Origin of the sequence: Bacillus sp. (in: firmicutes) (genome assembly GCA_012842745.1) — a bacterium.
In the GTDB taxonomy this organism is placed as follows: Bacteria; Bacillota; Bacilli; order Bacillales; family Bacillaceae_J; genus Schinkia.
Genome location: DUSF01000056.1, coordinates 102341 through 124781, shown reverse-complemented (window position 1 = coordinate 124781; position 22441 = coordinate 102341). Strand labels below are relative to the sequence as shown.

Below are 22441 nucleotides of genomic sequence, written 5' to 3'. Positions count from 1 at the left end.
CTACTCTTCAGCCAACCATGATCGTAATAATTTTGCAAATTCATCAGGTTTTTCTTTTGCCATTTTTTCAAGCTGTTTTCTCCTTGCAACGCCTTCCGTTTCCTGTTCTGTATTAATATCAGGAATATCAGCCGAAGCTACTTCTTGTATAGCTGCCAAATCTTCGAGCTCTTGTTTGTTCTTGCGGCGGCGAAGTAAGAAGATAATTGCAAGAATGATAGCCAATAATAGTAAAACACCAACGATAATAAGTAGTAAATTGTTGCGAAGCATATCCATAAGTGTTGGTTCTGGTAGCTTTTCAATACCATTGAATGCTTGCCAAGTTACATTTACTTTTCCAGCTAAGTTAGCTTCTTTATTATCAATCGTTGTTTGAATAATTCCATTTAACATATTTTGAATTTCTGTCCCCAGCGTTTGCATTGTTTGTTCATCTAAATCGGTATTATCAATCGCTACTTGAATTCCTAAATCTTTCACTTTGTAAGGAGAACCTTCGACCGTTTCGGCAATTCTCGTTACATCATAATTAATTTTTTCTTCAATATTTTCATAATTTCCATTTTGTCCATTTTGTTCTACATACGTATTTGGTATATCTGCTTGTCCTGTACCGGGAACTCCCCCTGGTGGATTGCCGTTACCTGTATATGATTCCGTTATTTTTTCTGCAGCTATTGCAATCCCTTTCATATTTTCCTCGTCAATTGGTTTTACAATGTCACTCTTTGTATTAACCTTTGACGTATCAATATCGGCCGTCACTGCCACGATTACTTTATCTCTTCCCATCATTAGCCCAAGCATTTGTTGAACCCGATTTTGAATATCTCTTTCTATTTGCTTTTGAATCTCATACTGGTCGTTAAAATTAGCCGAGGCACCATTTTGAGAGGCAAATAATTTTTTCGGGTCTAAATTCTCAAAATATTGGTTCGTAATGACGATATCTTCAATAGGCAAGTTAGCAACACTTTTTGAAACTAGATGATAAAGGGCTTCAATCTGTTCATCCTTGAATTTATAGCCTGGTTTTTGATGAATTACAATCGATGCTGAAGCAGTCCCTTGCTGTTCACCAATAAAGACACTTTGCTTTGGCAGTGAAATCATCACCTCTACATCTTGAACACCGTCAAAGCGCTTGATTAACCTTTTTAATTCATTTTGAACAGCCGCATTTTTCTTCATTTCAAATTCTTCTTGAGTCATCCCAAATCCGCCTTCACCGAAGGAAGAAAAATAAGGTTCTCCGCTCTCAGGTATACCTTCTGCTGCTAATTCAACAGTGAGTGCCTCTACCATCTCTTTCGGTACTGAGATAGATGTACCACCATTTGTAATTTCATTCTGAATTCCTTTTGAATCCAATGTCGCTTTTATTTGCCCAGTTTCCCTAGGAGATAAATTGCTATAAAGAGGGACGAGATCCGGTCTTGAAGCAAAAATTGAAACGAGAACAAGAAGGACAATAATGGAAGCTGCAGAACCAGCGATAATAATCTGTTGTTTTTTTGTTCTAGCATTCCAAAAATCTAATGCTTTATTTTTGAAGTTTAGTAGCTTCTCGTTCATAATAGCCCCCAGCGTATTCCTCTAGTAATCTTTTCTCTAAAAAAAAACAGCTTACACTTGCATTCTCATGATTTCTCTATATGCATCAATGACTTTATTTCGCACTTCTATCGTTGCTTGCATCGTAATGCTCGCCTTTTGCGATGCAATCATAACATCATGAAGATCCGTTATTTCGCCTTTTACAAACTTTTCTGTAGTGATATCTGATTGTAACTGTGCCGTGTTCAGTTCGTTAATGGCGTTTTTCAATGCATTTGTAAATTTTTTATTAACATCAGCTGCGGTAACCTTCGGTGTAGTTTGATTATTCATTATGTTAACTGGTTCATTAAATTTAATGGGTGAAATTCGTTCCACTTAAATGACTCCTCCTATTATTTCCCGATTTCTAACGCTTTCATCATCATGCCCTTCGTTGCGTTAAAAGCTGTCACATTCGCCTCGTATGATCTTGTAGCACTCATTAAATCTACCATTTCCTTTAAAGGATCTACATTTGGCATTGCAACATATCCATCTACATTTGCATCTGGATGGTCGGGGTTATAAACCATTTTAAATGGCGTTTCATCTTCAACAACGGCTCTTACTCTTACACCTTTTCCTGGAGTAGAAGATTCTTTCATTGCCTTATTTAAATAACCATTGAAAGAGCCTGAAACTGGTTCAAGATCAACCATTTTTCTACGATAGGGCTGCCACTCGCCATTTACAAAATCCGCTCTTGTCGTTTCGGCATGGGCCATATTCGATGAAATAACATCCATGCGAAAGCGCTGTGCTGTAAGCGCAGAAGCGGATATATTCATTCCATTAAAAACGCGCATTATGAGTTACCCCCTTTTAAAGCTTCCTTCAAAGCATTAAACTTTCCATTCAACCTATCGACTATAACATAATAGTAAATTTGATTTTCAGCCATTTCTACCATTTCCTTATCAATATCAACATTGTTTCCATTATGGTTATAGGAGGTAGTGGCTCTCGTGTTCACTTCAATTTTTGAATTTCTTTGCTTAAATTCAAAATGTCGGTAATCAGTGCGATTTGCTTGTAATGTCGCCCGGTCCAATTCTGTTTTAAAACTTACTTCCTGAGCTTTAAAGTTTGGAGTGTGGACATTTGCAATATTGTTTGATATTACTCTTTGCTTTAACGCTGAATATGTCGAAGCATTCTCTAATAATTTTATAGAATTTGAAAATAGTTTCATAATAAATCCCCTCACCCATCATTTTACTATGTATGTAGTCCAAAAGATTTAAGTAAATGTTCCCATGAATGAATACATTTAAATTTATTATAAATCATTTATAAACAAAATATAACAGAAAAATCGTGTTGTCGACAGATGTATTAAAAAAATAGGAAAAAATACCTATTTTACTAATATAATACAAAAAGAAAAGACTGTCTATACTAGTTTCAAAAACACCAACATACATACCGCTTATTTAACGTATGAAAAGTCGGCGCCATCACTAATATAACAGCCTTTTTCATTTAATTTGTTTTTAATTTTGACAATTCAATTAAAAATTTATCATTTAATACTTTAATATAAGTACCTTTCATTCCAAGTGAGCGTGATTCAATGACACCCGCACTTTCTAATTTCCTTAAAGCGTTAACGATTACGGAACGCGTGATACCGACACGGTCAGCAATTTTACTTGCAACTAAAAGTCCTTCATTGCCGTCAAGTTCATCAAAAATATGCTCAATGGCTTCTAACTCACTATATGACAATGAACTTATTGCCATTTGGACTACCGCTTTGCTTCTTGCTTCCTCTTCAATTTCTTCAGCCTTTTCGCGAAGAATTTCCATTCCAACTACAGTTGCCCCATATTCAGCTAAAATCAAGTCATCATCCGAAAAAGCATCTTGTACTCTGGCGAGAATTAACGTGCCTAAACGCTCACCGCCACCATTAATCGGAACGATTGTTGTTAAACCCGCTTGGAAAATGTCGCTATTTTCAACAGGAAAAGCTGTGTATTCACTGTTGATGCCGATGTTCGCCGATGTCTCCGTTACATTAAATAAATTATTTGTATATTCGGTCGGAAACTGCCGTTCTTCTAACATCAATTTCATTCTTTCATTCTCAATTTGCTGTTTAATTGCAAAGCCTAATAATTTTCCGCGTCTACTTACAACATAAACATTCGCCTCAATGACATCACTTAAAGTTTCAGCCATTTCTTTGAAGTTTACTGGTTTTCCCCCAACTTTTTGCAGCATCGCATTAATTTGTCTAGTTTTATCAAGTAACCTCATTTTTTACCCCTCCTACAATCGAACCGATAATTACAATATATATTGACTTAAATCCTTATTTCTTGCGATTGTACTTAATTTTTCTTCTACATACTCCGGCGTAATCATAACCATTTCAAGGTTGATATCTGATGCCTCAAATGATAGATCTTCTAAAAGCCGTTCTAATATTGTATGAAGCCGCCTTGCCCCGATATTATCTGTTTCTTGATTAACCTCATACGCAATTGTCGCAATCTTACGAATAGCATCGTCAGAAAATTCAAGTTTTATACCTTCGGTCTGTAATAATGCCTCATATTGTTTTAGAAGGGCATTGCTTGGCTCCGTTAAGATTCGAACGAAATCATCGACAGACAAACTAGTAAGTTCGACACGGATTGGAAAACGTCCTTGCAGCTCCGGTATCAAATCAGAAGGCTTAGCCATATGGAATGCCCCTGCTGCTACGAATAAAACATGATCTGTCTTCACAGGTCCATATTTCGTTACAACTGTTGATCCCTCGACAATCGGTAAAATATCACGTTGGACTCCCTCACGAGAAACATCTGCAGAATGTTGGTTTTTACCAGCAATTTTATCAATTTCGTCGATAAAAATAATCCCCATTTGTTCAGCCTTTGAAACAGCTTCACTAGTAACTTCATCCATATCGATTAATTTATTTGCTTCATCCTGTGTCAATACTTTCCGAGCTTCTCTAACAGTAAGTTTGCGCTTCTTTTTCTTTTTTGGTATTAAAGAGCCTAACGTCTCCTGCATATTCATACCCATTTGCTCCATTCCAGATCCTTGCAAAAGGTCGAACATTGATGGCTGTTGTTCTTCAACCTCAACGGTAACAAGATGATCTTCTAACTCACCGAGCGCTAATTTATGGGCCATTTGCTTTCTTTTTTGTGCGATATCTACATCATCGGAATGCTCTTTATTATAATCTTGCGTTTGATTTTGACCACCAAACAACATTTCTAATGGATTTCGATATTGTGTTTGTTTCTCTTTAGCTGGAACTAACAATTCAACGATTCGTTTGTCGGCGTTTTCCTCCGCTTTTGTGCGGACACTTTGCATTTTTTCTTCTTTCACTAAGCGGATTGAGGTTTCAACTAAATCACGAACCATTGATTCCACATCCCTACCAACATAGCCAACTTCGGTAAATTTCGTTGCTTCAACTTTTATAAACGGTGCTCCAACTAGTTTCGCAAGTCTCCTAGCAATTTCAGTTTTCCCAACACCAGTAGGCCCAATCATTAAAATATTTTTAGGTGTAACCTCATCACGAAGTTTGTCATCTAATAAGGTGCGGCGATAGCGATTTCTTAAGGCAACAGCTACCGCACGTTTTGCCTTGTCTTGCCCGACAATAAATTGGTCAAGACGTTCAACAATTTGACGTGGAGTTAAATCCTTCTTCATCATTGATCCCTCCAGCTTAAAGTTCTTCCACAATGATATGGTTATTTGTATAAACACAAATTTCAGCAGCGATTTGTAAAGCGGATTTGGCAATTTCTTTAGCAGATAGGTGCTCACCAGCATAGCGCTTTAAAGCTCTTCCAGCGGATAAAGCATAATTCCCGCCAGACCCAATCGCTAAAATACCATCATCCGGTTCAATAACTTCACCTGTTCCAGATATTAAAAGCAGATAATCCTCATTCATAACAATGAGCATTGCTTCTAATTGTCGCAAAACTTTGTCGCTGCGCCATTCCTTTGCCAGTTCAACGGCCGCACGTTGGAGATTGCCATTGTACTCCTCTAATCGTCCTTCAAATTTCTCAAATAATGTAAAAGCATCGGCAACTGAGCCTGCAAAGCCTGCAATCACTTTTTCATTATATAATTTACGAACTTTACGTGCAGAATGTTTCATAATAACCGCATTGCCTAATGTAACCTGACCGTCCCCGGCCATCGCACATTTACCATTATGGTGTATCGCAAAAATCGTGGTTGCATGAAATGATGAACTCATAAAAGCCCCCCAATATGATTGTGAAAATCCAAGCATAGAAAACAGCAGCAAATATTTAATTTCCTGCTGCTTCGAAAGTACACTTTTGCAAATAACACTGTATAGCCTCATAAATCTTACCATACTGCTATAGTAAATTGCAAACTTTTTATAAAGAATTCACAAAATTCTGAATGGACTTTAACGCCCGTTCAGCAAGCTTTTCATATCTCTCCTGTTTGTTCTTAATTTTTTGCGGAAGCGGTGGGAATAATCCGAAATTTGCATTCATTGGCTGGAAGCTTTTAGCATAAGCCGTTGTAATGTAGTTCGCCATGCCGCCAATCGCTGTTTCTTCCGGAAACGTTATAGCGCTTTGGCCTTGCGACAATCTTGCTGCATTTAATCCTGCTACTAACCCTGATGCTGCAGATTCAACGTAACCCTCAACCCCTGTCATCTGTCCCGCAAAAAATTTCTGTTCATCACTTTTTAACTGATAAGTAGGTTTTAACAAATTAGGTGAATTTATAAAAGTATTGCGGTGCATCACACCATAACGGACGATTTCAGCGTTTTCCAAACCAGGAATGAAACGAATGACATCTTTTTGCGCACCCCATTTTAAATGTGTTTGAAACCCAACTATATTATAAAGCGTACCTGCCGCATTATCTTGTCTAAGCTGGACAACAGCAAATGGCCTTTTCCCTGTTCTTGGATCCTCTAATCCAACAGGTTTTAACGGGCCAAAAAGCAGCGTCTTTTGGCCACGGTTTGCCATCACTTCAATTGGCATACAACCTTCAAAGAAGATTTCTTTTTCAAATTCTTTTAACGGTACCGTTTCAGCTGTGACTAAGGCCTCATAAAAAGCCTGAAATTCTTCCTCGCTCATCGGACAATTAATGTATGCCGCTTCACCTTTGTCGTATCTTGATTTAATATAGGCCTTTTCCATATTTATACTATCTTTTTCAATAATCGGCGCAGCAGCATCATAAAAATAAAAATAATCTTCCCCTGTCAACTGTTTAATTTGCTCTGATAACGTAGCTGAGGTTAAGGGACCAGAAGCTATAATCGTAATTCCATCTGGAATGATTTGCACCTCTTCATTAAAAACAGTAATGTTTGGGTGACCTTTAATCTTTTTGGTCACCCTTTCAGAAAATTCATGGCGATCCACAGCTAACGCTCCCCCTGCAGGTACAGCACATTCATCTGCAGAGCTGATGATAACGGAATGAAGTTGACGCATTTCTTCTTTTAATACACCAACCGCGTTCGTTAATGTATTAGCTCTAAGAGAGTTGCTGCAAACTAATTCCGCGAATTGCCCAGTTTCGTGGGCGGGGGTTTGCTTTACGGGTCTCATTTCATAAAGATGCACTTTAACACCACGATTGGCTGCTTGCCATGCCGCTTCACTTCCAGCAAGCCCCGCACCGATAATCGTAATAAAATTTTGAGTCAAGATTGAGCCCTCCAGTAGATGTCGTAAAACTGATAATATTATGGTTGTGGTTCTTCTTTGTAGTCACAGTTCGCACATTGAACTTGCATACCTTGCTTCGTTTTCTTTTCCACTAATAAACCATTGCATTTAGGACATAAACGAGCGAGCGGCTTATCCCATGATAAAAATTCACAGTTAGGATATGTGTCACAACCATAAAAAATCCGCTTTTTCTTACTTTTTCTTTCTATTATATTGCCTTCTTTACAGCTTGGGCATTTTACACCGATTTCTTTAACGATTGCTTTTGTGTTTCGGCATTCGGGAAAATTGGAGCAGGCCATGAATTTTCCAAAACGCCCCATTTTATAAACCATTGGATGCTCGCAATGTTCACAATCTTCCCCAGCAGGTTCATCCTTTATTTCTACTTCTTGCATTTCTTTTTCTGCCACTTTCAATCGCTTTTCAAAATCACTGTAAAACTCATCAATAATTTGCACCCAATTTGTTTGGCCTTCTTCAATTTCATCAAGACTTGTTTCCATTTTTGCAGTAAATTCCAAATCCAAAATCTCCGGGAAAAATCCCATAATTAATTCAAGGACAATCGTTCCTAGTTCCGTTGGGATAAAGCGTTTATTTTCTAAAGCCACATAGCCCCGTTTTTGAATTGTATCCAAAGTTGGCGCAAATGTTGATGGTCTGCCAATTCCGAGCTCTTCTAAAGTTTTTACAAGCCTCGCTTCCGTATACCTTGGCGGCGGCTGTGTAAAGTGCTGCTTCGGGTCAATTTCCTTTGAAACAACTGACATTCCTTCCATTATATCCGGAAGCAGCTTATCCTCATCATTTGTATTGTCATCATTTCCTTCAATATACACTTTCATAAAACCTGGAAACTTGACTTTCGAACCATTCGCACGGAAAATGACTCCCTCATTGACAATGTCAACAGTCATCGTATCCATGACCGCCGGTGCCATTTGACTGGCAACGAAGCGTTCCCAGATAAGTCTATAAAGTCTTAATTGGTCACGGCTTAAAATAGCTTTAAGGCTGTTCGGCGTCCTTAAAATGGAAGTAGGCCTAATCGCTTCATGCGCATCTTGAGCATTGGCCGCCTTCTTCTCAGGTTTTTTAACAGACGGTGCTGTATAGTCTTTTCCAAATTCTGCTTCTACATATTGGTAAGCTTCTGTTTGCGCTGTCTCCGAAATTCTAGTGGAATCCGTTCTCATATAGGTAATTAGACCAACAGTGCCTTCTTTTCCTAAATCAATACCTTCATAAAGCTGCTGAGCAATCATCATCGTTTTTTTTGCACGAAAGTTTAATTTTCTCGCTGCTTCCTGTTGCAAGGAAGACGTTGTAAACGGTACAGCTGGATTGCGCTTTCTTTCTCGCTTTTTTACTGATTCAACTGTGAACTGATTGCCCTTTATACGATTCAAAACATTGTTCACTTCATCTTCGTTATGTAAATCGAGCTTACTGCCGTCAATTCCGAAGAAGTTTGCTTCAAACGTTTCGCCACCCGCATCGAACATTCCATTAATGGACCAATACTCTTCAGGTATAAATTGTGCAATTTCTTTTTCACGGTCAATGATTAAGCGTACTGCAACAGATTGCACACGTCCTGCACTTAACCCCTTTTTTACCTTTTTCCATAAAATCGGGCTAATATTATAGCCGACAAGTCGATCTAATATTCTCCTTGCTTGCTGTGAGTTTACTAAATCGATATTAATAGGCCTTGGATGTTTGAAGGCATCTTTAACCGCATCCATTGTTATCTCATTAAAGACAACACGACAATTAGAATTCTCATCAATATTAAGTGTATGGGCTAAGTGCCAAGCAATCGCTTCCCCTTCGCGGTCCGGGTCGGCTGCGAGAAAGATTTTCTTCGCTTTTTTTGCTGCGGCTTTCAACTCTTTTAATACAGGTCCTTTCCCACGAATTGTAATATACTTCGGTTCAAATTGATGTTCTATATCAACACCCATTTGACTTTTCGGTAAATCACGAACATGGCCCATTGATGCTTTCACTTTATATTTACGTCCAAGATAACGCTCAATTGTTTTCGCTTTTGCTGGCGATTCAACAATTACTAAAAAATCTGCCATCTACCATCCCCCCTAGCGAGGTAAAAATAAAATAAAATCTTCATTATTATTAAATACTTTCCATACTTTTGTCAAACATCATTTCACATTTTACCAATTTAATGTATAGTTTAACTCAAAATTCTTCCATAATATTTGCGGCATTTATGACTAATTTTGCTCCTTGTTGAATTAGGCGGTTTGTGCCGCGGCAATTCGGGTCAAAGATAGAACCAGGCACAGCGAAAACCTCCCTTCCTTGCTCCAATGCTTGCTCAGCTGTTATTAAAGAGCCGCTACGTTCTTTCGCTTCAATGATCAATGTTCCTCTTGATAAGCCGCTAATCATTCGATTTCTTAATGGAAAATGCCATTTTTCGGCCTTTCGATTTGGTGGGAATTCTGATAAGAGTAATTGTTTAGTAGACATTTCTGTTGCGAGGATATGATTGTTCATCGGGTAAATGTTGTTAAAACCCGAACCTAATACGGCAATTGTATTGCCTTTTTCTTTGATGGCTATTACGTGTGCAGCCGTATCAACTCCATTAGCGAGACCGCTAACAATCGTCCAGTTGTTTTTTACAAGGGGCGGAATTAGCATCTTCAGCGCGTGATACCCATATGGCGAAGGAGTGCGCGTACCTACTACGCTGATGCAATTGCTTTCCAAGAGTGATTTCCTTCCTTTTAAATATAAAACCCATGGAGGATCGAATATTTGTTTTAAATAGGCAGGATATTCATCATCAAAAATTGTTAAAATATGTGTCTGCTCTTTTTCAAAGTCTTCGAGAATTTCAGCAGTTGATTTCGAATGCAAGTCTGTAAAAAATAAATGCGAATTTTTTTCTGTCATTTGAAATAAAGAGGGAAAGTGGTGTTTCCTTAATGTGAAGATGGATTGAAGTGATGAATCGAATTTAATAAACTTATAGATTGATTTCCAGCCAACTCCTAGACAACTATGAATATGAACTAAACGCATTTTCGTCTTTTCCATTATAACCTCCGCTTATTAGAAAAGTTATACTTTCTTAAAGTATAAAAGTAGGGGGACTAGCCCCCTTTCTATTATAGATTTTTACACTTCTCGTATAAACCTTTTTCTTTTAAAACGGAGATTAAAGTTTCACCCATAACGGAAGGAGTTTCGGCTACTTTGATGCCACACTCATTCATTACTCTAATTTTCTCATCTGCGGTACCTTTACCACCAGAAATAATCGCACCTGCATGGCCCATACGTTTTCCAGGTGGTGCGGTACGTCCGCCGATAAAGCCAACAACAGGTTTTGTCATATTAGCTTTAACCCATTCTGCTGCCTCTTCCTCAGCATTCCCGCCAATTTCACCAATCATGATGACAGCTAACGTTTCTTCATCTTCATTAAATGCTTTCAATACATCGATAAAGTTTGTTCCATTTACAGGGTCACCGCCAATACCTACTGCCGAAGTTTGTCCGATACTAGCTTGTGTTAATTGATGTACAGCTTCATATGTTAGTGTTCCAGAGCGAGAAACAACACCGACATGACCCTTTTTATGAATATAACCAGGCATAATGCCGATTTTGCATTCATCAGCGGTAATGACACCAGGGCAGTTTGGTCCGACTAGGCGTGTTTTCTTGCCCTCCATATAGCGCTTTACTTTTACCATATCTAAGACAGGGATATGCTCAGTTATACAAATAACAAGATCAATTTCAGCGTCTACAGCCTCGATGATGGCATCAGCAGCAAATGGTGCGGCAACATAAATGACGGAGGCGTTTGCCCCGGTTCTTTTCACTGCCTCTTCAACGGTATCAAATACAGGCACACCTTCTACCTCTGTACCACCCTTACCAGGGGAAGTTCCTCCGACAATCTTTGTTCCGTATTCTAACATTTGTGCAGTATGAAATCGGGCTGTTTTCCCTGTTATGCCCTGCACAATTACTTTTGTGTGTTTGTTAACAAATATTCCCACGACAAATCCTCCCTTTGTTTTACATTTCCCCCTAAATTATCCAACTAAAGATACAATTTTTTGCGCACCATCCGCCATAGACTCTGCTGCAACGATTTCAATATCAGATTCAGCTAAAATGTTCTTTCCTAAATCAACATTTGTTCCCTCTAATCGAACGACTAAAGGAACAGTTAGTCCAACTTGCTTTGCTGCTTCTACAACACCTGTCGCAATGACGTCACACTTCATAATGCCGCCGAAAATATTGACAAAAATACCTTTTACGTTTGGATCTGAAAGGATGATTTTAAATGCTTCGGTAACCTTCTCTGCCGTTGCACCACCGCCGACATCTAGGAAGTTAGCCGGATCGCCGCCATAATGTTTAATAATATCCATCGTCGACATCGCCAGACCAGCACCGTTTACCATACAGCCAATATTGCCATCTAATGCTACATAACTTAAATCATATTTTGATGCTTCAATTTCCTTTGGATCTTCTTCTTCCAAATCACGGTAAGCTACAACATCTTTATGACGGTACAGTGCATTTGAATCAAAGTTTAACTTTGCATCTAGAGCCATAACATTCCCGTCACCAGTAACAACTAGTGGGTTAATTTCGGCAATGGAACAATCTTTATCGATGTATGCATTATATAAGCCGATCATAAATTGCACGGCTTTGTTTACTAATTCATTTGGTATATTTATTTTATAAGCTAAACGGCGCGCTTGGAACGCTTGTAAACCAATAGCTGGATCAATTTCCTCTTTGAATATTTTTTCTGGCGTAGCTGCTGCAACCTCTTCGATTTCGGTCCCTCCCTCTTCAGAGGCCATTAAGACAACATGGGAAGTTGCCCGATCTAATACGAGCCCGACATAATATTCTTTCTTAATATCGCAGCCTTCTTCAATGAGTAGACGTTTCACTTCTTTTCCCTCTGGGCCTGTTTGATGGGTAACAAGTGTTTTTCCTAGAATTTCTGAGGCATACTGTTTAACCTCATCTAAGCTTTTGGCAACTTTTACTCCCCCTGCCTTCCCGCGTCCACCAGCATGAATTTGAGCTTTTACTACCCATATATTGCTATCTAAAGCTTTTGCTGCTTCCACAGCTTCCTCAACAGTAAAGGCAACCTTTCCATTTGGAACGACAACCCCATATTGTCTGAGGACTTCTTTACCTTGGTACTCGTGAATATTCATCATTCATCCTCCTATCTCTTATTAACACACTTTGGACAAATTTGGCTACCTGTTATATTGTATAGTAGTTTATTATCCAGTGTCTATATTCTACAGTATTTTATAAACTCCTTTTAAATTTTTTCTATTTACAAAAAAAGTCAACCATAGTTTTATTTTGACAATATAACTTATTAAATAAATTTATTTTTCATTATTCTCGAGCATTTTGTCGATTCGGTAAATAAAAGCGAACAACTCGGCAACAATTTGATATAGTTCCTCAGGAATTGTTTCATTAATTTCAAGTTGGCCCAATAATTCAACTAATGTTGGATCTTCTTGAATCGGAATATTAAATTTTTTTGCATTTTCTAAAATATTGTTGGCAACTTCTCCCCTTCCTTTAGCGATTACTTTTGGCGCATAATCGGTGGGGCTATCATAAGAAAGAGCAACAGCCTCTTTTTTAGCAAAATGATGATTTTTCATATTCTTATATCCACTCCATTCGTTCTTGGTGGAAATGCCGAAAATATTTTAGTTGGAATACTATTTATTTTCTTATCAAGAACTTCTTCCCGTTTCGTAACAACGATGCTGGACAAATGATAACGAAGGTTAGCAAATTGCTCCTTTAGTGCCATTTGATATTTTTTCACAATAACATCTAATTGAGGTGTGTCATTGTAAATTTGGATTGTGACAATTCGATTTTGAACGCGAACATCGACGAGCATTTCTTGTAACTGTACTAATTCTATATAAAATAAAATGGTACAGTGGTCTGAATCAATTTGTCCGTTTTCACGCTTTTTCCCAGTCCATTGGATTAGTAAATCGCTGGAATGTGAATGAAGCATAATGGGAAGCTGTAAAAGCAATTGCTGAATCGGCCCTTCTTGTCCTACATTTATAAGCTGTTGGCCTGTTATTCGCGATAATAGTTGCTGAATCTTCTCATTTAGCTTCATATCACTTGATTCGCTTAATGCCTTCATTAGTAACGGCTTTAAAGCTAAGAGCCTATTTTCAATAGATTGTTCATCTTCCATTGTCATAATATTATGTTCATGCTGGAGGCCAAGATGATTGATAAGCTGTTTTAGAACTTTTACTACATCTTTACCATTATTCCAATTTACAGGAGAATTACTCATCAAATTGTCGATTTTATTTTCAACTGTTTGACTTGTAAGTTGGCTCAAGGTCATTTGCAGCAGCTTCATCGTTTGTGATTCTTGACTGTTAGTTTTGATTGCATCAATAACCTTAAGCAGTTGATGAGAGATGGTTTCTTCCGTTTGCAAAGCCAATAAGCTTTTAAGCACAGCTTCTGTTAAAGGCAACTGCTTTTGAACCGCCAGTTTTATCGCCTCAAATGCTTTTGGCAAGTCTCCTTTATTTATTTCTGTTAACCATTCAGAAACCGCTTTTAACGCCTCTTTTGAAAAGGGGAGGTTCTCATTTAAAAACATTCTAACCAATTGGGCATTTTCTTTCGTTTCGGGGAGTCCAGCTTTTTCAAGAAAGTAAGAAATCGGGGCTTGTCCTTTTCCGTTTTCCTTTGTTACTGACTGTATGTCATCTACTAGCTTTAACTCTAGTACAGGCGCACTAGCTGCAACTTGAAACCAATATCTTGTATTCTCGGTAAGAGGAGTAGTAACTTTCGCATTCAGCTTCATAGCACCGATTTGCACAAGTGCTAAATTGTCCGGGAACAATTTTACAATCTGGCCATTAACAATATCGCCAGCTTTTAAATTGAGCATTTTAGCTGTATTTAAGTTTTCCGATTGGAATAAAGTTTGGAGGCTATTAAATTGTATCATGGTAAAATACCCCTCTCTTTAATAGGTGCAAATGAACGGCGATGTTCAGCAATGATGCCAAATTTGTTTATAGCTTCGAGATGAAAGGCTGTTCCATAGCCCATATGATTTTCAAATCCATATTGTGGATATTTCACACCTAATTCTTTCATATAGCGGTCTCTCGTCACTTTAGCAACGATGGAGCTTGCGGCAATTGAAACGCTTTTTGCATCACCTTTAATGATTGCTTTTTGCGGAATTGAAATCGGAATTTCCATTGCGTCTACTAATAAATAGTCTGGTCGGATTGAAAGTTGCTGCACAGCTCTTGTCATCGCTAGTTTTGTAGCCTGATAAATATTAAACTCATCTATTTCCGCTGCAGAAGCACTGCCTATTCCCACACTTAATGCCTGATTCATGATTGTTTGATAGAATTCCTCACGCTTTTTTTCTGACAATGTTTTCGAATCATTTAAGCCTAGTAAGAAAAAATCTTCACTCAAAATAACAGCAGCAGCTACAACCGGGCCTGCAAGGGGGCCTCTACCGACTTCATCAACGCCAGCTACCATATGTATATTTTCTAAGCGAAGTTCCTTTTCATATCGAGACATTTGTTCAAATTGATTTTTTTGTTTTATTAATTGTTCCTGCTTTTTCAACCATTTACTATATAAAAGCTGAACACCTTTTCGCTTGTCGCTTTTTAGTTCCATTATAAAATCATCATGAATTGCATGATTATTATTCTTTAAAATTTCTTCGATTTCCTTCATTGATTTCGGCATAATAAGACTCGCTTTCTATGTTGAAGTTATCATTTATATCGGCACTGCTCTAAAAAAAATAAAGAAGGTACCAGGCTTGCTTCAAAAATGACTTTCATTTATGAAGTGCCTGACACCTTATATTTCAAAATCAGCTGGCTTATCAAAGGTTAATCGTCCAAGCTTGCCAGAGCGTATATCTCTTAAAATGATTTCCGCTGTTTTATCGTAATCAACGAGGCCCCCGCCCATCAAACAGCCTCGAAATTTGCCGATTTCGTCAAATAATTCAACCATATCCGGTGAAATCGTCTCTAATTGATAGCGCTCCTTTAAATTTTGAGGATATTCATTTGTTAGAAATTTCAATGCATAAGCTATGACATCTTGAAAATCGAGTAGGTTTTCTTTTATGGCACCAGTAATTGCTAATCGATAACCAACCTCTTCGTCCTCAAACTTCGGCCATAAAATTCCAGGCGTATCTAACAGCTCAAACTCTTTGCCAACCTTGATCCATTGCTGCCCAGTTGTCACACCAGGGCGATCACCTGTTTTCGCAATCGGCTTACCCGCAAGCCTATTAATTAAAGTCGACTTGCCGACATTGGGAATGCCTACAATTAGAGCGCGAATCGCTCTCGGATTTTTTATCCCTTTTGCCCGCATCTTGTCGAATTTTTCTTGCGTAAGTGCCTTGCATTCAGAAATAATTGTTTTCATATCATTCTTCGTTTGGGCATTGATAGCCAAACATTTTAATCCTTTTGTTTCAAAATACGAAATCCATTCCTCTGTTTTCCGTGGGTCTGCCAAATCAGCCTTATTGAGCAAGACTAAGCGCGGCTTACCTGTGACGATTTCATCAACGAGCGGATTTCTAGAAGAATAGGGAATGCGTGCATCTAAAAGTTCAATAACAACATCAATTAATTTTAGTTTTTCAATGACTTGACGTTTCGCTTTAGCCATATGGCCTGGAAACCATTGAATTGTCATCCAATTTCACCTACTGTTTATCGCTCATGATTTTAAATTCACTCGGAGGCCAATAGACGATATTTGTTTTACCAAGAACTTTATCCATGCTCACTGTTCCGATAATTCGACTATCTTTACTAAAGCGGCGATTATCTCCAAGGACGAAAAGCTGCCCATCAGGGACGCGGTCTACACCTGTAACCTCTTCAAGTGTAAAATCGTTTGTAAGCGGCCCATTTACTTCCCTCTTATATTGTTCTAAATAAGGCTCTTCAATCGGCTTACCGTTTATATATAAAACATCATCTTTGTATTCAACATGATCACCAGGCAATCCAATCACCCTTTTAATATAGTCACGTTCTTCTGTAGCATGAAATACGACAATGTCAAATCTTTCTGGCTTACCAATTTTATAGCCGATTTTATTAACAATCATCCGATAATGGTCCTGTAAGGTCGGCATCATGGATTCCCCATCGACAACAATGGGAGCAAATAAGAAATATCTTATGCTACCTGCTAATAATACAGCAATTATTAATGCTTTAATCCATTCCCATACTTCATTCTTGCCTTGGGACATATACGCTCCTCCAAAATCAATATAAAATTTATAAATACAAAACGCTTACGTCAGCGCTAATGCTAAATAATAGGAAGGTAAGTTGGAAAAAAGGAGCTTGAACACCAAGCTCCTTTTCAGCAAATTATCGGATTTCTTTAATACGAGCTGCTTTACCACGAAGACTACGTAGGTAATAAAGTTTTGCACGACGGACTTTACCGCGACGCATAACTTCAATCTTCGCAATTTTTGGTGTATGCACAGGGAATGTACGTTCAACACCTACACCGTAAGAAATCTTACGAACCGTAAATGTTTCACTAACTCCACCACCACGACGCTTAATAACAACACCTTCAAACACCTGAATACGTTCACGAGTTCCTTCGACAACCTTCACATGAACACGTAATGTATCACCAGGACGGAACGCAGGAATGTCTGCTCTTAATTGTTCTTTAGTGATGTCATGAATTAATTGTTGCATCGTCTTCACTCCTTCCACACAGATGCTCTTGTATGAAACTCATTACAGCGGAACATCGTTATCCAAGCTCGAACACAAGTTCAAGCACAAGGTTTAATATACCATAAAGACTAAATAGTTTCAATAGCTTACAGGTCATTCTTAAACTCTTCGAGCCATTTTTTTTCTTTTTCCGACAATGAGCGTTCGTTTAACAAATCCGGTCTTCTTAGAAATGTCCTTCTTAGTGATTCCTTCGCTCGCCATTCTTCGATTTTTTTATGATTGCCGGACAGTAATGTTTCAGGTACCTTCATTCCGTTAAAATCAGCTGGTCTTGTATAGTGTGGATGTTCCAAAAGGCCGCTGCTATAAGAATCACATGGAGCTGAACTCTCATTGCCTAAAACACCTGGGAGAAGGCGGACAACACTATCAATAATGACCATGCTTGCCAATTCTCCGCCAGTTAGCACATAGTCACCAATTGATAGTTCATCTGTTACAAGATGTTCGCGAATCCGCTCATCATAGCCTTCATAGTGACCACAAATAAAAATAAGCTGCTCTTCTTTTGCTAATTCTTCTGCTTTTTTTTGTGTATATCTTTCCCCTTGCGGGCACATAAGGATAATTCTTGGACGTTTTTCCGTGTCCATTGTCAAGTGGGTAACCGCATCGAAGATTGGCTGTGGCGTTAATACCATTCCTGCTCCTCCTCCGTAAGGATAATCATCGACCTTCTGATGCTTATCCTTCGAGAATTCACGGAAATTATGAACATTGTAGGTAACAATTTGACGTTCTTGTGCTTTTTTTAGAATAGATTGACTTAAAACACCAGAAAACATTTCAGGAAACAATGTTAATACATCGATTTTCATTTATAATAACCCTTCCATTAAATGAACAATTACTTTTTTATTTTCTACATCGACTTCTTTAACAACATCCTCTATATAAGGTAAAAGTAAGTCTTTTTCGCCCGCTCGCTTCACAACCCAAACATCATTCGCACCTGGAGAAAGTATTTCCTTTATTCTACCTAGACTTTCCCCTTCATCTGAAAAAACTTCACAATCGATGATTTCGTGATAATAAAATTCATTTTCGTCTAGATTATCCTGTCGTTGTTCGCTTATCTTCAACATTTTTCCTTTATATTTTTCAACATCATTAATATTTGCTAAACCTTCAAATGTTAAAAGATGAAAATTTTTATGTAAGCGATGTGATTGTACTTTTACTTCAATAAATTGCTTTGAAGCATCCTCTATATAAAGGATGCTTCCCTTTTCGAAACGTTCCTCAGGAAAATCAGTGGATGAAATGACCTTAACTTCTCCTCTAACTCCGTGAGTATTTACGATTTTTCCTACATTAAAATATTTCGACACGGCGGTATCCTCCTATCTAGCGAATCTCAACAATGATTCCATCCTTCGTAACAATCGTCCGCTCTTTCGTAAGCTCCTCCCAATTGTCCCCTTCATGAACCTCGACGATTCCTTGTACTTCTGCTTCTTTTAATTCCGTACCAAGGGGAAGTAGCTCCAATTGCTCCAATTGAAATTCTAGTAGCTTTGCTTTCTCAATTCGATTTGTAAGCTCTTTATCAAATTGGGCTAAAGCTGTTGGCACTTGCTTACTTTTCATTTTCTCAAATTTTTTCTTTTCAAACTGAAGCTGGGCTGTCTCTGTATTTAACTGATAAACCTGCTGTTTTAATTTTTCAAATAGCAAACGCTTGCTTTCCTCTGTTACAATTTGCTTTACGATGATATTCCTAATTATTTTCATATTCGTACCATCCTAGAGAATTTACTTTTGAATATGTTAAAGCGTATGAAAAAAGGGAGAGGTTTAGCCTCGCCCTTTACATAATTTCTAGGTGTATTCGTTTACTTTCATTCGAGGCAGCAGCATAAACTACTGTTCGAATCGCTTTCGCTATACGCCCTTGTTTACCAATTACTTTGCCTACATCGTCTTTATGAACTGTTAAGTGATACGTAACTTTCCGATCATCCTCTTGTTGACTTATAACTACATCATCAGGATGGTCGACAAGCGACTTAACAATCGTTTCAATTAAATCGATCATAGCACTCATACAACTTATTTAGATTGCTTTAAGTTGTGGAATTTTTCCATGATGCCTTGAGCAGAGAACAGGTTGCGTACAGTATCTGATGGCTTCGCACCATTTTGTAGCCATTTAAGCACTGCTTCTTCATTTAGCTTTACTTCAGCTGGTTTCGCAACTGGATTGTATGTTCCAATTTCTTCAATGAAACGTCCATCACGTGGTGAACGGGAATCAGCTACTACTACACGATAAAAAGGAGATTTTTTTGCTCCCATACGCTTTAAACGAATTTTTACTGCCATTATTAATCTACCTCCAATATGTTTTACACATTTTTAAATATTATCAATTTTTATTCCGTTTGTAAAGTAAAATTTATTGACACCTTTTTCGAATGAACAAATCTTACATAAAAGGAAGTTTGAATCCACCCTTTTTCTTTCCTTTTACATTCATGTTGCTCATTTGCTTAAACATTTTTTTCATATCTTCAAATTGTTTTAATAAACGGTTTACTTCCTGGACCGTTCTGCCGGAGCCTTTGGCAATTCGCCTTTTACGGCTGGCATTAATCATTTCCGGATGCACTTTTTCTTCTTTCGTCATCGACTGGATAATTGCTTCAACATGCTTAATTTGCTTTTCATCAACTTTTAAATCCTTTAAACCTTTGATTTTATTAGCTCCAGGCAGCATGTTGATTAGATCATCTAATGGTCCCATTTTACGAACTTGTGCCAATTGATCTAAAAAATCATCGAAAGTAAAGCTCATCGTCCGCATTTTTTCTTCTAATTCTTTTGCCTTTTCTTGGTCAACAGTTGCTTGTGCTTTTTCAATAAGAGTGAGAACATCGCCCATGCCAAGAATTCTGGATGCCATTCGTTCTGGATGGAAATCCTCCAATTGATCGAGCTTTTCGCCCATACCAACAAACTTAATCGGAATATTCGTTACTGCCTTGATCGATAGGGCCGCACCACCGCGCGTATCCCCATCAAGCTTTGTCAAGATGGTTCCTGTTACACCAAGCTGCTCATTAAAGCTTTCGGCTACATTAACAGCATCCTGACCTGTCATTGCATCAACAACAAGGAAAATTTCGTCTGGCTTTGCAAGCTCCTTGATTTGCTTCAGCTCATCCATCAAAGCTTCATCAATATGAAGCCGTCCAGCTGTATCAATTAAGACATAGTCATGATGTTCCTCTTTTGCTCTTTCAATTGCTTGTTTGGCAATTTCTACTGGACTAACTTGATCTCCTAAGGAGAAAACAGGGATATTAAGCTGCTTCCCAAGTGTTTCGAGCTGTTTGATTGCAGCAGGACGATAGATGTCGGCTGCTACTAGTAAAGGTTTTCGGTTGTATTTTTTTCGAAGAAGATTTGAAAGTTTTCCAGTTGTTGTTGTCTTACCGGCACCTTGCAAACCAACCATCATGACGACAGTTGGTGGACGGTTGCTGACAGCAATTTTGCTTTGCGAACCACCCATTAGCTCCGTAAGTTCTTCTTGAACAACTTTGATAACCTGCTGACCAGGTGTTAAGCTTTTCATCACTTCCTGGCCCACAGCCCGTTCTTTCACTCGCTTGACAAAATCTTTGACAACTTTGAAATTAACGTCAGCTTCTAAAAGTGCAAGGCGCACTTCACGCATCATCTCATTAACATCATCTTCCGTCACTTTTCCTTTGCCACGAATACGCTGAATTGTATTTTGCAGTCGGTCGGCTAATCCTTCAAACGCCATAGCGGCCGCCTCCTAATCTAATTTCTCAAGGGCATCCATTAATTCGTTAATGATATCCCTATTCCCCTCTTCCTCATTAAAACAAAGCTTTAATTTTTGAATGATTTCCTGTCTCTCTTGGAACTTTTCAAAAAGATGTAGCTTGCTTTCATAGTCTTCAAGCATGGACTCTGTACGCTTTATATTGTCGTAAACGGCTTGCCTTGAGACTTCATACTCCTCGGCAATTTCCCCGAGAGAATAATCATCAAGGTAGTATAATGACATATAATTCCGTTGCTTTTTCGTTAACAACGATTGATAAAAATCAAAGAGATAATTCACCCTCGTTGTTTTTTCAAGCATACAAAAGCCCTCCTTGTTAAGTGAATTCCCTTTACAGATTAAAATGTTACACTGTCACGAGAGAAATGTCAAGTAAAATAGCTAGACAGTCTACCGTATTGCTTTATTACTCTTCGGAGCTTTCAACCATCTCTGCAAATAACCCATAAACAAATTGTTCCGGGTCAAACTCTTGTAAATCTTCCATTTTTTCTCCTAAACCAACAAATTTAACTGGCGTTTTTAGTTCTTGACGGATGGCAAGAACAATCCCACCCTTCGCTGTGCCATCTAGTTTCGTTAACACAATTCCAGTTACATTTGTTACCTCGCTAAACTGCTTCGCCTGGCTCATCGCGTTTTGCCCTGTTGTTGCATCTAAAACTAATAATACTTCATGCGGAGCACCAGGGATTTCCCGTTCAATCACCCGCTTTACCTTTTCAAGCTCTTTCATTAAGTTTACTTTATTTTGCAAACGGCCAGCTGTATCACAAATTAATACATCTACCTTCCGTGATTTTGCTGCTTGCAGTGCATCAAACATAACAGCGGCAGGGTCTGAGCCTTCTGACTGCTTAATAACATCAACACCTACGCGCTCTCCCCATACCTCTAATTGCTCGATAGCACCAGCACGAAACGTATCCCCAGCCGCTAAAAGCACAGATTTCCCTTCACTTTTCAGCTTATGGGCTAGCTTCCCAATCGTTGTTGTTTTGCCGACGCCATTAACGCCGACAAAGAGAATGACAGTTAAACCTTCTTCTTGAATGTTTAATGCTTCCACCTTATCATCGTTACTAGTAAAAAGTTCGACAAGCTTCTCAGAGATTACCGCCTGCACTTCCTTAGGATCCTGAATATTTCTCTTTTTCACCTCTGTTTTTAAAATGTCGATGAGTTCCATTACCGTTGTAACGCCAACATCAGCACTTATTAAAATCTCCTCTAATTCTTCAAAAAACTCCTCATCAACTTTACGATAACGGCTAACGAGATCATTTACTTTTTCAGAAAACGAATTTCTTGTTTTGGCTAAGCCATCTTTAAACTTTTCCGTCACCGTCTCCGTTTTTTGTGAGATTTTTTCCTTTAACTTTTTAAAAAAACTCAAA

26 protein-coding genes are annotated in these 22441 nt (G+C 38.3%); all 26 read right to left on the bottom strand.

The window, feature by feature from the left end:
• The 26 genes from fliF to ftsY all read right to left on the bottom strand — a co-directional run bounded on the left by fliF (position 1) and on the right by ftsY (position 22440).
• Entirely contained in the window at positions 1–1578 is a 1578-nt protein-coding gene (gene fliF, locus GX497_15620) for a flagellar M-ring protein FliF (protein HHY74621.1), read from the bottom strand.
• A gap of 51 nt (positions 1579–1629) precedes the next feature.
• Positions 1630–1893, bottom strand: coding sequence for a flagellar hook-basal body complex protein FliE (fliE, locus tag GX497_15615; protein HHY74620.1), 264 nt, complete (start codon positions 1891–1893; stop codon positions 1630–1632).
• A gap of 62 nt (positions 1894–1955) precedes the next feature.
• Positions 1956–2408, bottom strand: coding sequence for a flagellar basal body rod protein FlgC (flgC, locus tag GX497_15610; protein ID HHY74619.1), 453 nt, complete (start codon positions 2406–2408; stop codon positions 1956–1958).
• Entirely contained in the window at positions 2408–2794 is a 387-nt protein-coding gene (gene flgB, locus GX497_15605; protein HHY74618.1) for a flagellar basal body rod protein FlgB, read from the bottom strand. Before flgB ends, flgC begins: the two co-directional genes overlap by 1 nt.
• Before the next feature lie 290 nt (positions 2795–3084).
• On the bottom strand, positions 3085–3864 hold the full coding sequence (gene codY, locus GX497_15600) for a GTP-sensing pleiotropic transcriptional regulator CodY (protein HHY74617.1): 780 nt from the start codon (positions 3862–3864) through the stop codon (positions 3085–3087).
• Between the two features lie 30 nt (positions 3865–3894).
• A complete protein-coding gene (gene hslU, locus GX497_15595) occupies positions 3895–5292 on the bottom strand; it encodes an HslU--HslV peptidase ATPase subunit (GenBank protein HHY74616.1) in 1398 nt (465 codons plus the stop codon).
• A 13-nt stretch (positions 5293–5305) separates the two neighbouring features.
• On the bottom strand, positions 5306–5851 hold the full coding sequence (gene hslV / locus GX497_15590) for an ATP-dependent protease subunit HslV (protein ID HHY74615.1): 546 nt from the start codon (positions 5849–5851) through the stop codon (positions 5306–5308).
• 148 nt (positions 5852–5999) lie between these two features.
• Positions 6000–7310 carry an FADH(2)-oxidizing methylenetetrahydrofolate--tRNA-(uracil(54)-C(5))-methyltransferase TrmFO gene (gene trmFO, locus GX497_15585; GenBank protein ID HHY74614.1) on the bottom strand — a complete coding sequence of 437 codons (1311 nt, stop codon included), beginning with the start codon at positions 7308–7310 and terminating at the stop codon, positions 6000–6002.
• A gap of 35 nt (positions 7311–7345) precedes the next feature.
• The gene (gene topA, locus GX497_15580; protein ID HHY74613.1) at positions 7346–9424 is read right to left on the bottom strand and encodes a type I DNA topoisomerase; all 2079 of its coding nucleotides are present in this window, start codon (positions 9422–9424) and stop codon (positions 7346–7348) included.
• 115 nt (positions 9425–9539) lie between these two features.
• Positions 9540–10406: a DNA-protecting protein DprA gene (gene dprA / locus GX497_15575; GenBank protein HHY74612.1), complete on the bottom strand. Its 867-nt coding sequence runs from the start codon at positions 10404–10406 to the stop codon at positions 9540–9542.
• Positions 10407–10477: 71 nt separating this feature from the next.
• Entirely contained in the window at positions 10478–11380 is a 903-nt protein-coding gene (gene sucD / locus GX497_15570) for a succinate--CoA ligase subunit alpha (GenBank protein ID HHY74611.1), read from the bottom strand.
• A gap of 36 nt (positions 11381–11416) precedes the next feature.
• On the bottom strand, positions 11417–12577 hold the full coding sequence (gene sucC / locus GX497_15565; GenBank protein ID HHY74610.1) for an ADP-forming succinate--CoA ligase subunit beta: 1161 nt from the start codon (positions 12575–12577) through the stop codon (positions 11417–11419).
• Positions 12578–12760: 183 nt separating this feature from the next.
• Entirely contained in the window at positions 12761–13048 is a 288-nt protein-coding gene (locus GX497_15560; protein HHY74609.1) for an EscU/YscU/HrcU family type III secretion system export apparatus switch protein, read from the bottom strand.
• Positions 13045–14391, bottom strand: coding sequence for a hypothetical protein (locus GX497_15555; GenBank protein HHY74608.1), 1347 nt, complete (start codon positions 14389–14391; stop codon positions 13045–13047). The genes GX497_15560 and GX497_15555 overlap by 4 nt, the downstream gene beginning before the upstream one ends.
• The gene (locus GX497_15550) at positions 14388–15164 is read right to left on the bottom strand and encodes a ribonuclease HII (GenBank protein HHY74607.1); all 777 of its coding nucleotides are present in this window, start codon (positions 15162–15164) and stop codon (positions 14388–14390) included. The genes GX497_15555 and GX497_15550 overlap by 4 nt, the downstream gene beginning before the upstream one ends.
• A gap of 117 nt (positions 15165–15281) precedes the next feature.
• The gene (gene ylqF / locus GX497_15545) at positions 15282–16142 is read right to left on the bottom strand and encodes a ribosome biogenesis GTPase YlqF (protein ID HHY74606.1); all 861 of its coding nucleotides are present in this window, start codon (positions 16140–16142) and stop codon (positions 15282–15284) included.
• Positions 16143–16152: 10 nt separating this feature from the next.
• Positions 16153–16710, bottom strand: coding sequence for a signal peptidase I (gene lepB, locus GX497_15540; GenBank protein ID HHY74605.1), 558 nt, complete (start codon positions 16708–16710; stop codon positions 16153–16155).
• 124 nt (positions 16711–16834) lie between these two features.
• A complete protein-coding gene (gene rplS / locus GX497_15535; GenBank protein ID HHY74604.1) occupies positions 16835–17179 on the bottom strand; it encodes a 50S ribosomal protein L19 in 345 nt (114 codons plus the stop codon).
• Between the two features lie 128 nt (positions 17180–17307).
• Entirely contained in the window at positions 17308–18042 is a 735-nt protein-coding gene (trmD, locus tag GX497_15530) for a tRNA (guanosine(37)-N1)-methyltransferase TrmD (GenBank protein ID HHY74603.1), read from the bottom strand.
• Positions 18043–18555 (bottom strand): ribosome maturation factor RimM, encoded by a 513-nt coding sequence (gene rimM, locus GX497_15525; GenBank protein ID HHY74602.1) that lies wholly within the window; start codon positions 18553–18555, stop codon positions 18043–18045.
• Positions 18556–18571: 16 nt separating this feature from the next.
• A complete protein-coding gene (locus tag GX497_15520; protein ID HHY74601.1) occupies positions 18572–18958 on the bottom strand; it encodes a hypothetical protein in 387 nt (128 codons plus the stop codon).
• A 76-nt stretch (positions 18959–19034) separates the two neighbouring features.
• Entirely contained in the window at positions 19035–19262 is a 228-nt protein-coding gene (locus GX497_15515; GenBank protein HHY74600.1) for a KH domain-containing protein, read from the bottom strand.
• Between the two features lie 14 nt (positions 19263–19276).
• Positions 19277–19549 (bottom strand): 30S ribosomal protein S16, encoded by a 273-nt coding sequence (rpsP, locus tag GX497_15510; protein ID HHY74599.1) that lies wholly within the window; start codon positions 19547–19549, stop codon positions 19277–19279.
• A gap of 103 nt (positions 19550–19652) precedes the next feature.
• Positions 19653–20999: a signal recognition particle protein gene (gene ffh / locus GX497_15505; GenBank protein HHY74598.1), complete on the bottom strand. Its 1347-nt coding sequence runs from the start codon at positions 20997–20999 to the stop codon at positions 19653–19655.
• A gap of 12 nt (positions 21000–21011) precedes the next feature.
• A complete protein-coding gene (locus GX497_15500) occupies positions 21012–21344 on the bottom strand; it encodes a putative DNA-binding protein (protein ID HHY74597.1) in 333 nt (110 codons plus the stop codon).
• A gap of 106 nt (positions 21345–21450) precedes the next feature.
• Positions 21451–22440, bottom strand: coding sequence for a signal recognition particle-docking protein FtsY (ftsY, locus tag GX497_15495; protein ID HHY74596.1), 990 nt, complete (start codon positions 22438–22440; stop codon positions 21451–21453).
• Position 22441 lies beyond the last annotated feature (1 nt).

Excerpts from the sequence above, each read along its gene's own strand:
- GX497_15520 (HHY74601.1), bottom strand. The coding sequence starts at position 18,958 with ATGAAAATAATTAGGAATATCATCGTAAAGCAAATTGTAACAGAGGAA.
- hslU (HHY74616.1), bottom strand. The coding sequence starts at position 5,292 with ATGATGAAGAAGGATTTAACTCCACGTCAAATTGTTGAACGTCTTGAC.
- rpsP (HHY74599.1), bottom strand. The coding sequence starts at position 19,549 with ATGGCAGTAAAAATTCGTTTAAAGCGTATGGGAGCAAAAAAATCTCCT.
- fliE (HHY74620.1), bottom strand. The coding sequence starts at position 1,893 with ATGAATAATCAAACTACACCGAAGGTTACCGCAGCTGATGTTAATAAA.
- GX497_15560 (HHY74609.1), bottom strand. The coding sequence starts at position 13,048 with ATGAAAAATCATCATTTTGCTAAAAAAGAGGCTGTTGCTCTTTCTTAT.
- sucC (HHY74610.1), bottom strand. The coding sequence starts at position 12,577 with ATGAATATTCACGAGTACCAAGGTAAAGAAGTCCTCAGACAATATGGG.
- dprA (HHY74612.1), bottom strand. The coding sequence starts at position 10,406 with ATGGAAAAGACGAAAATGCGTTTAGTTCATATTCATAGTTGTCTAGGA.
- trmD (HHY74603.1), bottom strand. The coding sequence starts at position 18,042 with ATGAAAATCGATGTATTAACATTGTTTCCTGAAATGTTTTCTGGTGTT.
- GX497_15500 (HHY74597.1), bottom strand. The coding sequence starts at position 21,344 with ATGCTTGAAAAAACAACGAGGGTGAATTATCTCTTTGATTTTTATCAA.
- topA (HHY74613.1), bottom strand. The coding sequence starts at position 9,424 with ATGGCAGATTTTTTAGTAATTGTTGAATCGCCAGCAAAAGCGAAAACA.
- GX497_15515 (HHY74600.1), bottom strand. The coding sequence starts at position 19,262 with ATGATCGATTTAATTGAAACGATTGTTAAGTCGCTTGTCGACCATCCT.
- ylqF (HHY74606.1), bottom strand. The coding sequence starts at position 16,142 with ATGACAATTCAATGGTTTCCAGGCCATATGGCTAAAGCGAAACGTCAA.
- GX497_15555 (HHY74608.1), bottom strand. The coding sequence starts at position 14,391 with ATGATACAATTTAATAGCCTCCAAACTTTATTCCAATCGGAAAACTTA.
- flgB (HHY74618.1), bottom strand. The coding sequence starts at position 2,794 with ATGAAACTATTTTCAAATTCTATAAAATTATTAGAGAATGCTTCGACA.
- ffh (HHY74598.1), bottom strand. The coding sequence starts at position 20,999 with ATGGCGTTTGAAGGATTAGCCGACCGACTGCAAAATACAATTCAGCGT.
- codY (HHY74617.1), bottom strand. The coding sequence starts at position 3,864 with ATGAGGTTACTTGATAAAACTAGACAAATTAATGCGATGCTGCAAAAA.
- fliF (HHY74621.1), bottom strand. The coding sequence starts at position 1,578 with ATGAACGAGAAGCTACTAAACTTCAAAAATAAAGCATTAGATTTTTGG.
- lepB (HHY74605.1), bottom strand. The coding sequence starts at position 16,710 with ATGTCCCAAGGCAAGAATGAAGTATGGGAATGGATTAAAGCATTAATA.
- GX497_15550 (HHY74607.1), bottom strand. The coding sequence starts at position 15,164 with ATGCCGAAATCAATGAAGGAAATCGAAGAAATTTTAAAGAATAATAAT.
- flgC (HHY74619.1), bottom strand. The coding sequence starts at position 2,408 with ATGCGCGTTTTTAATGGAATGAATATATCCGCTTCTGCGCTTACAGCA.
- hslV (HHY74615.1), bottom strand. The coding sequence starts at position 5,851 with ATGAGTTCATCATTTCATGCAACCACGATTTTTGCGATACACCATAAT.
- rplS (HHY74604.1), bottom strand. The coding sequence starts at position 17,179 with ATGCAACAATTAATTCATGACATCACTAAAGAACAATTAAGAGCAGAC.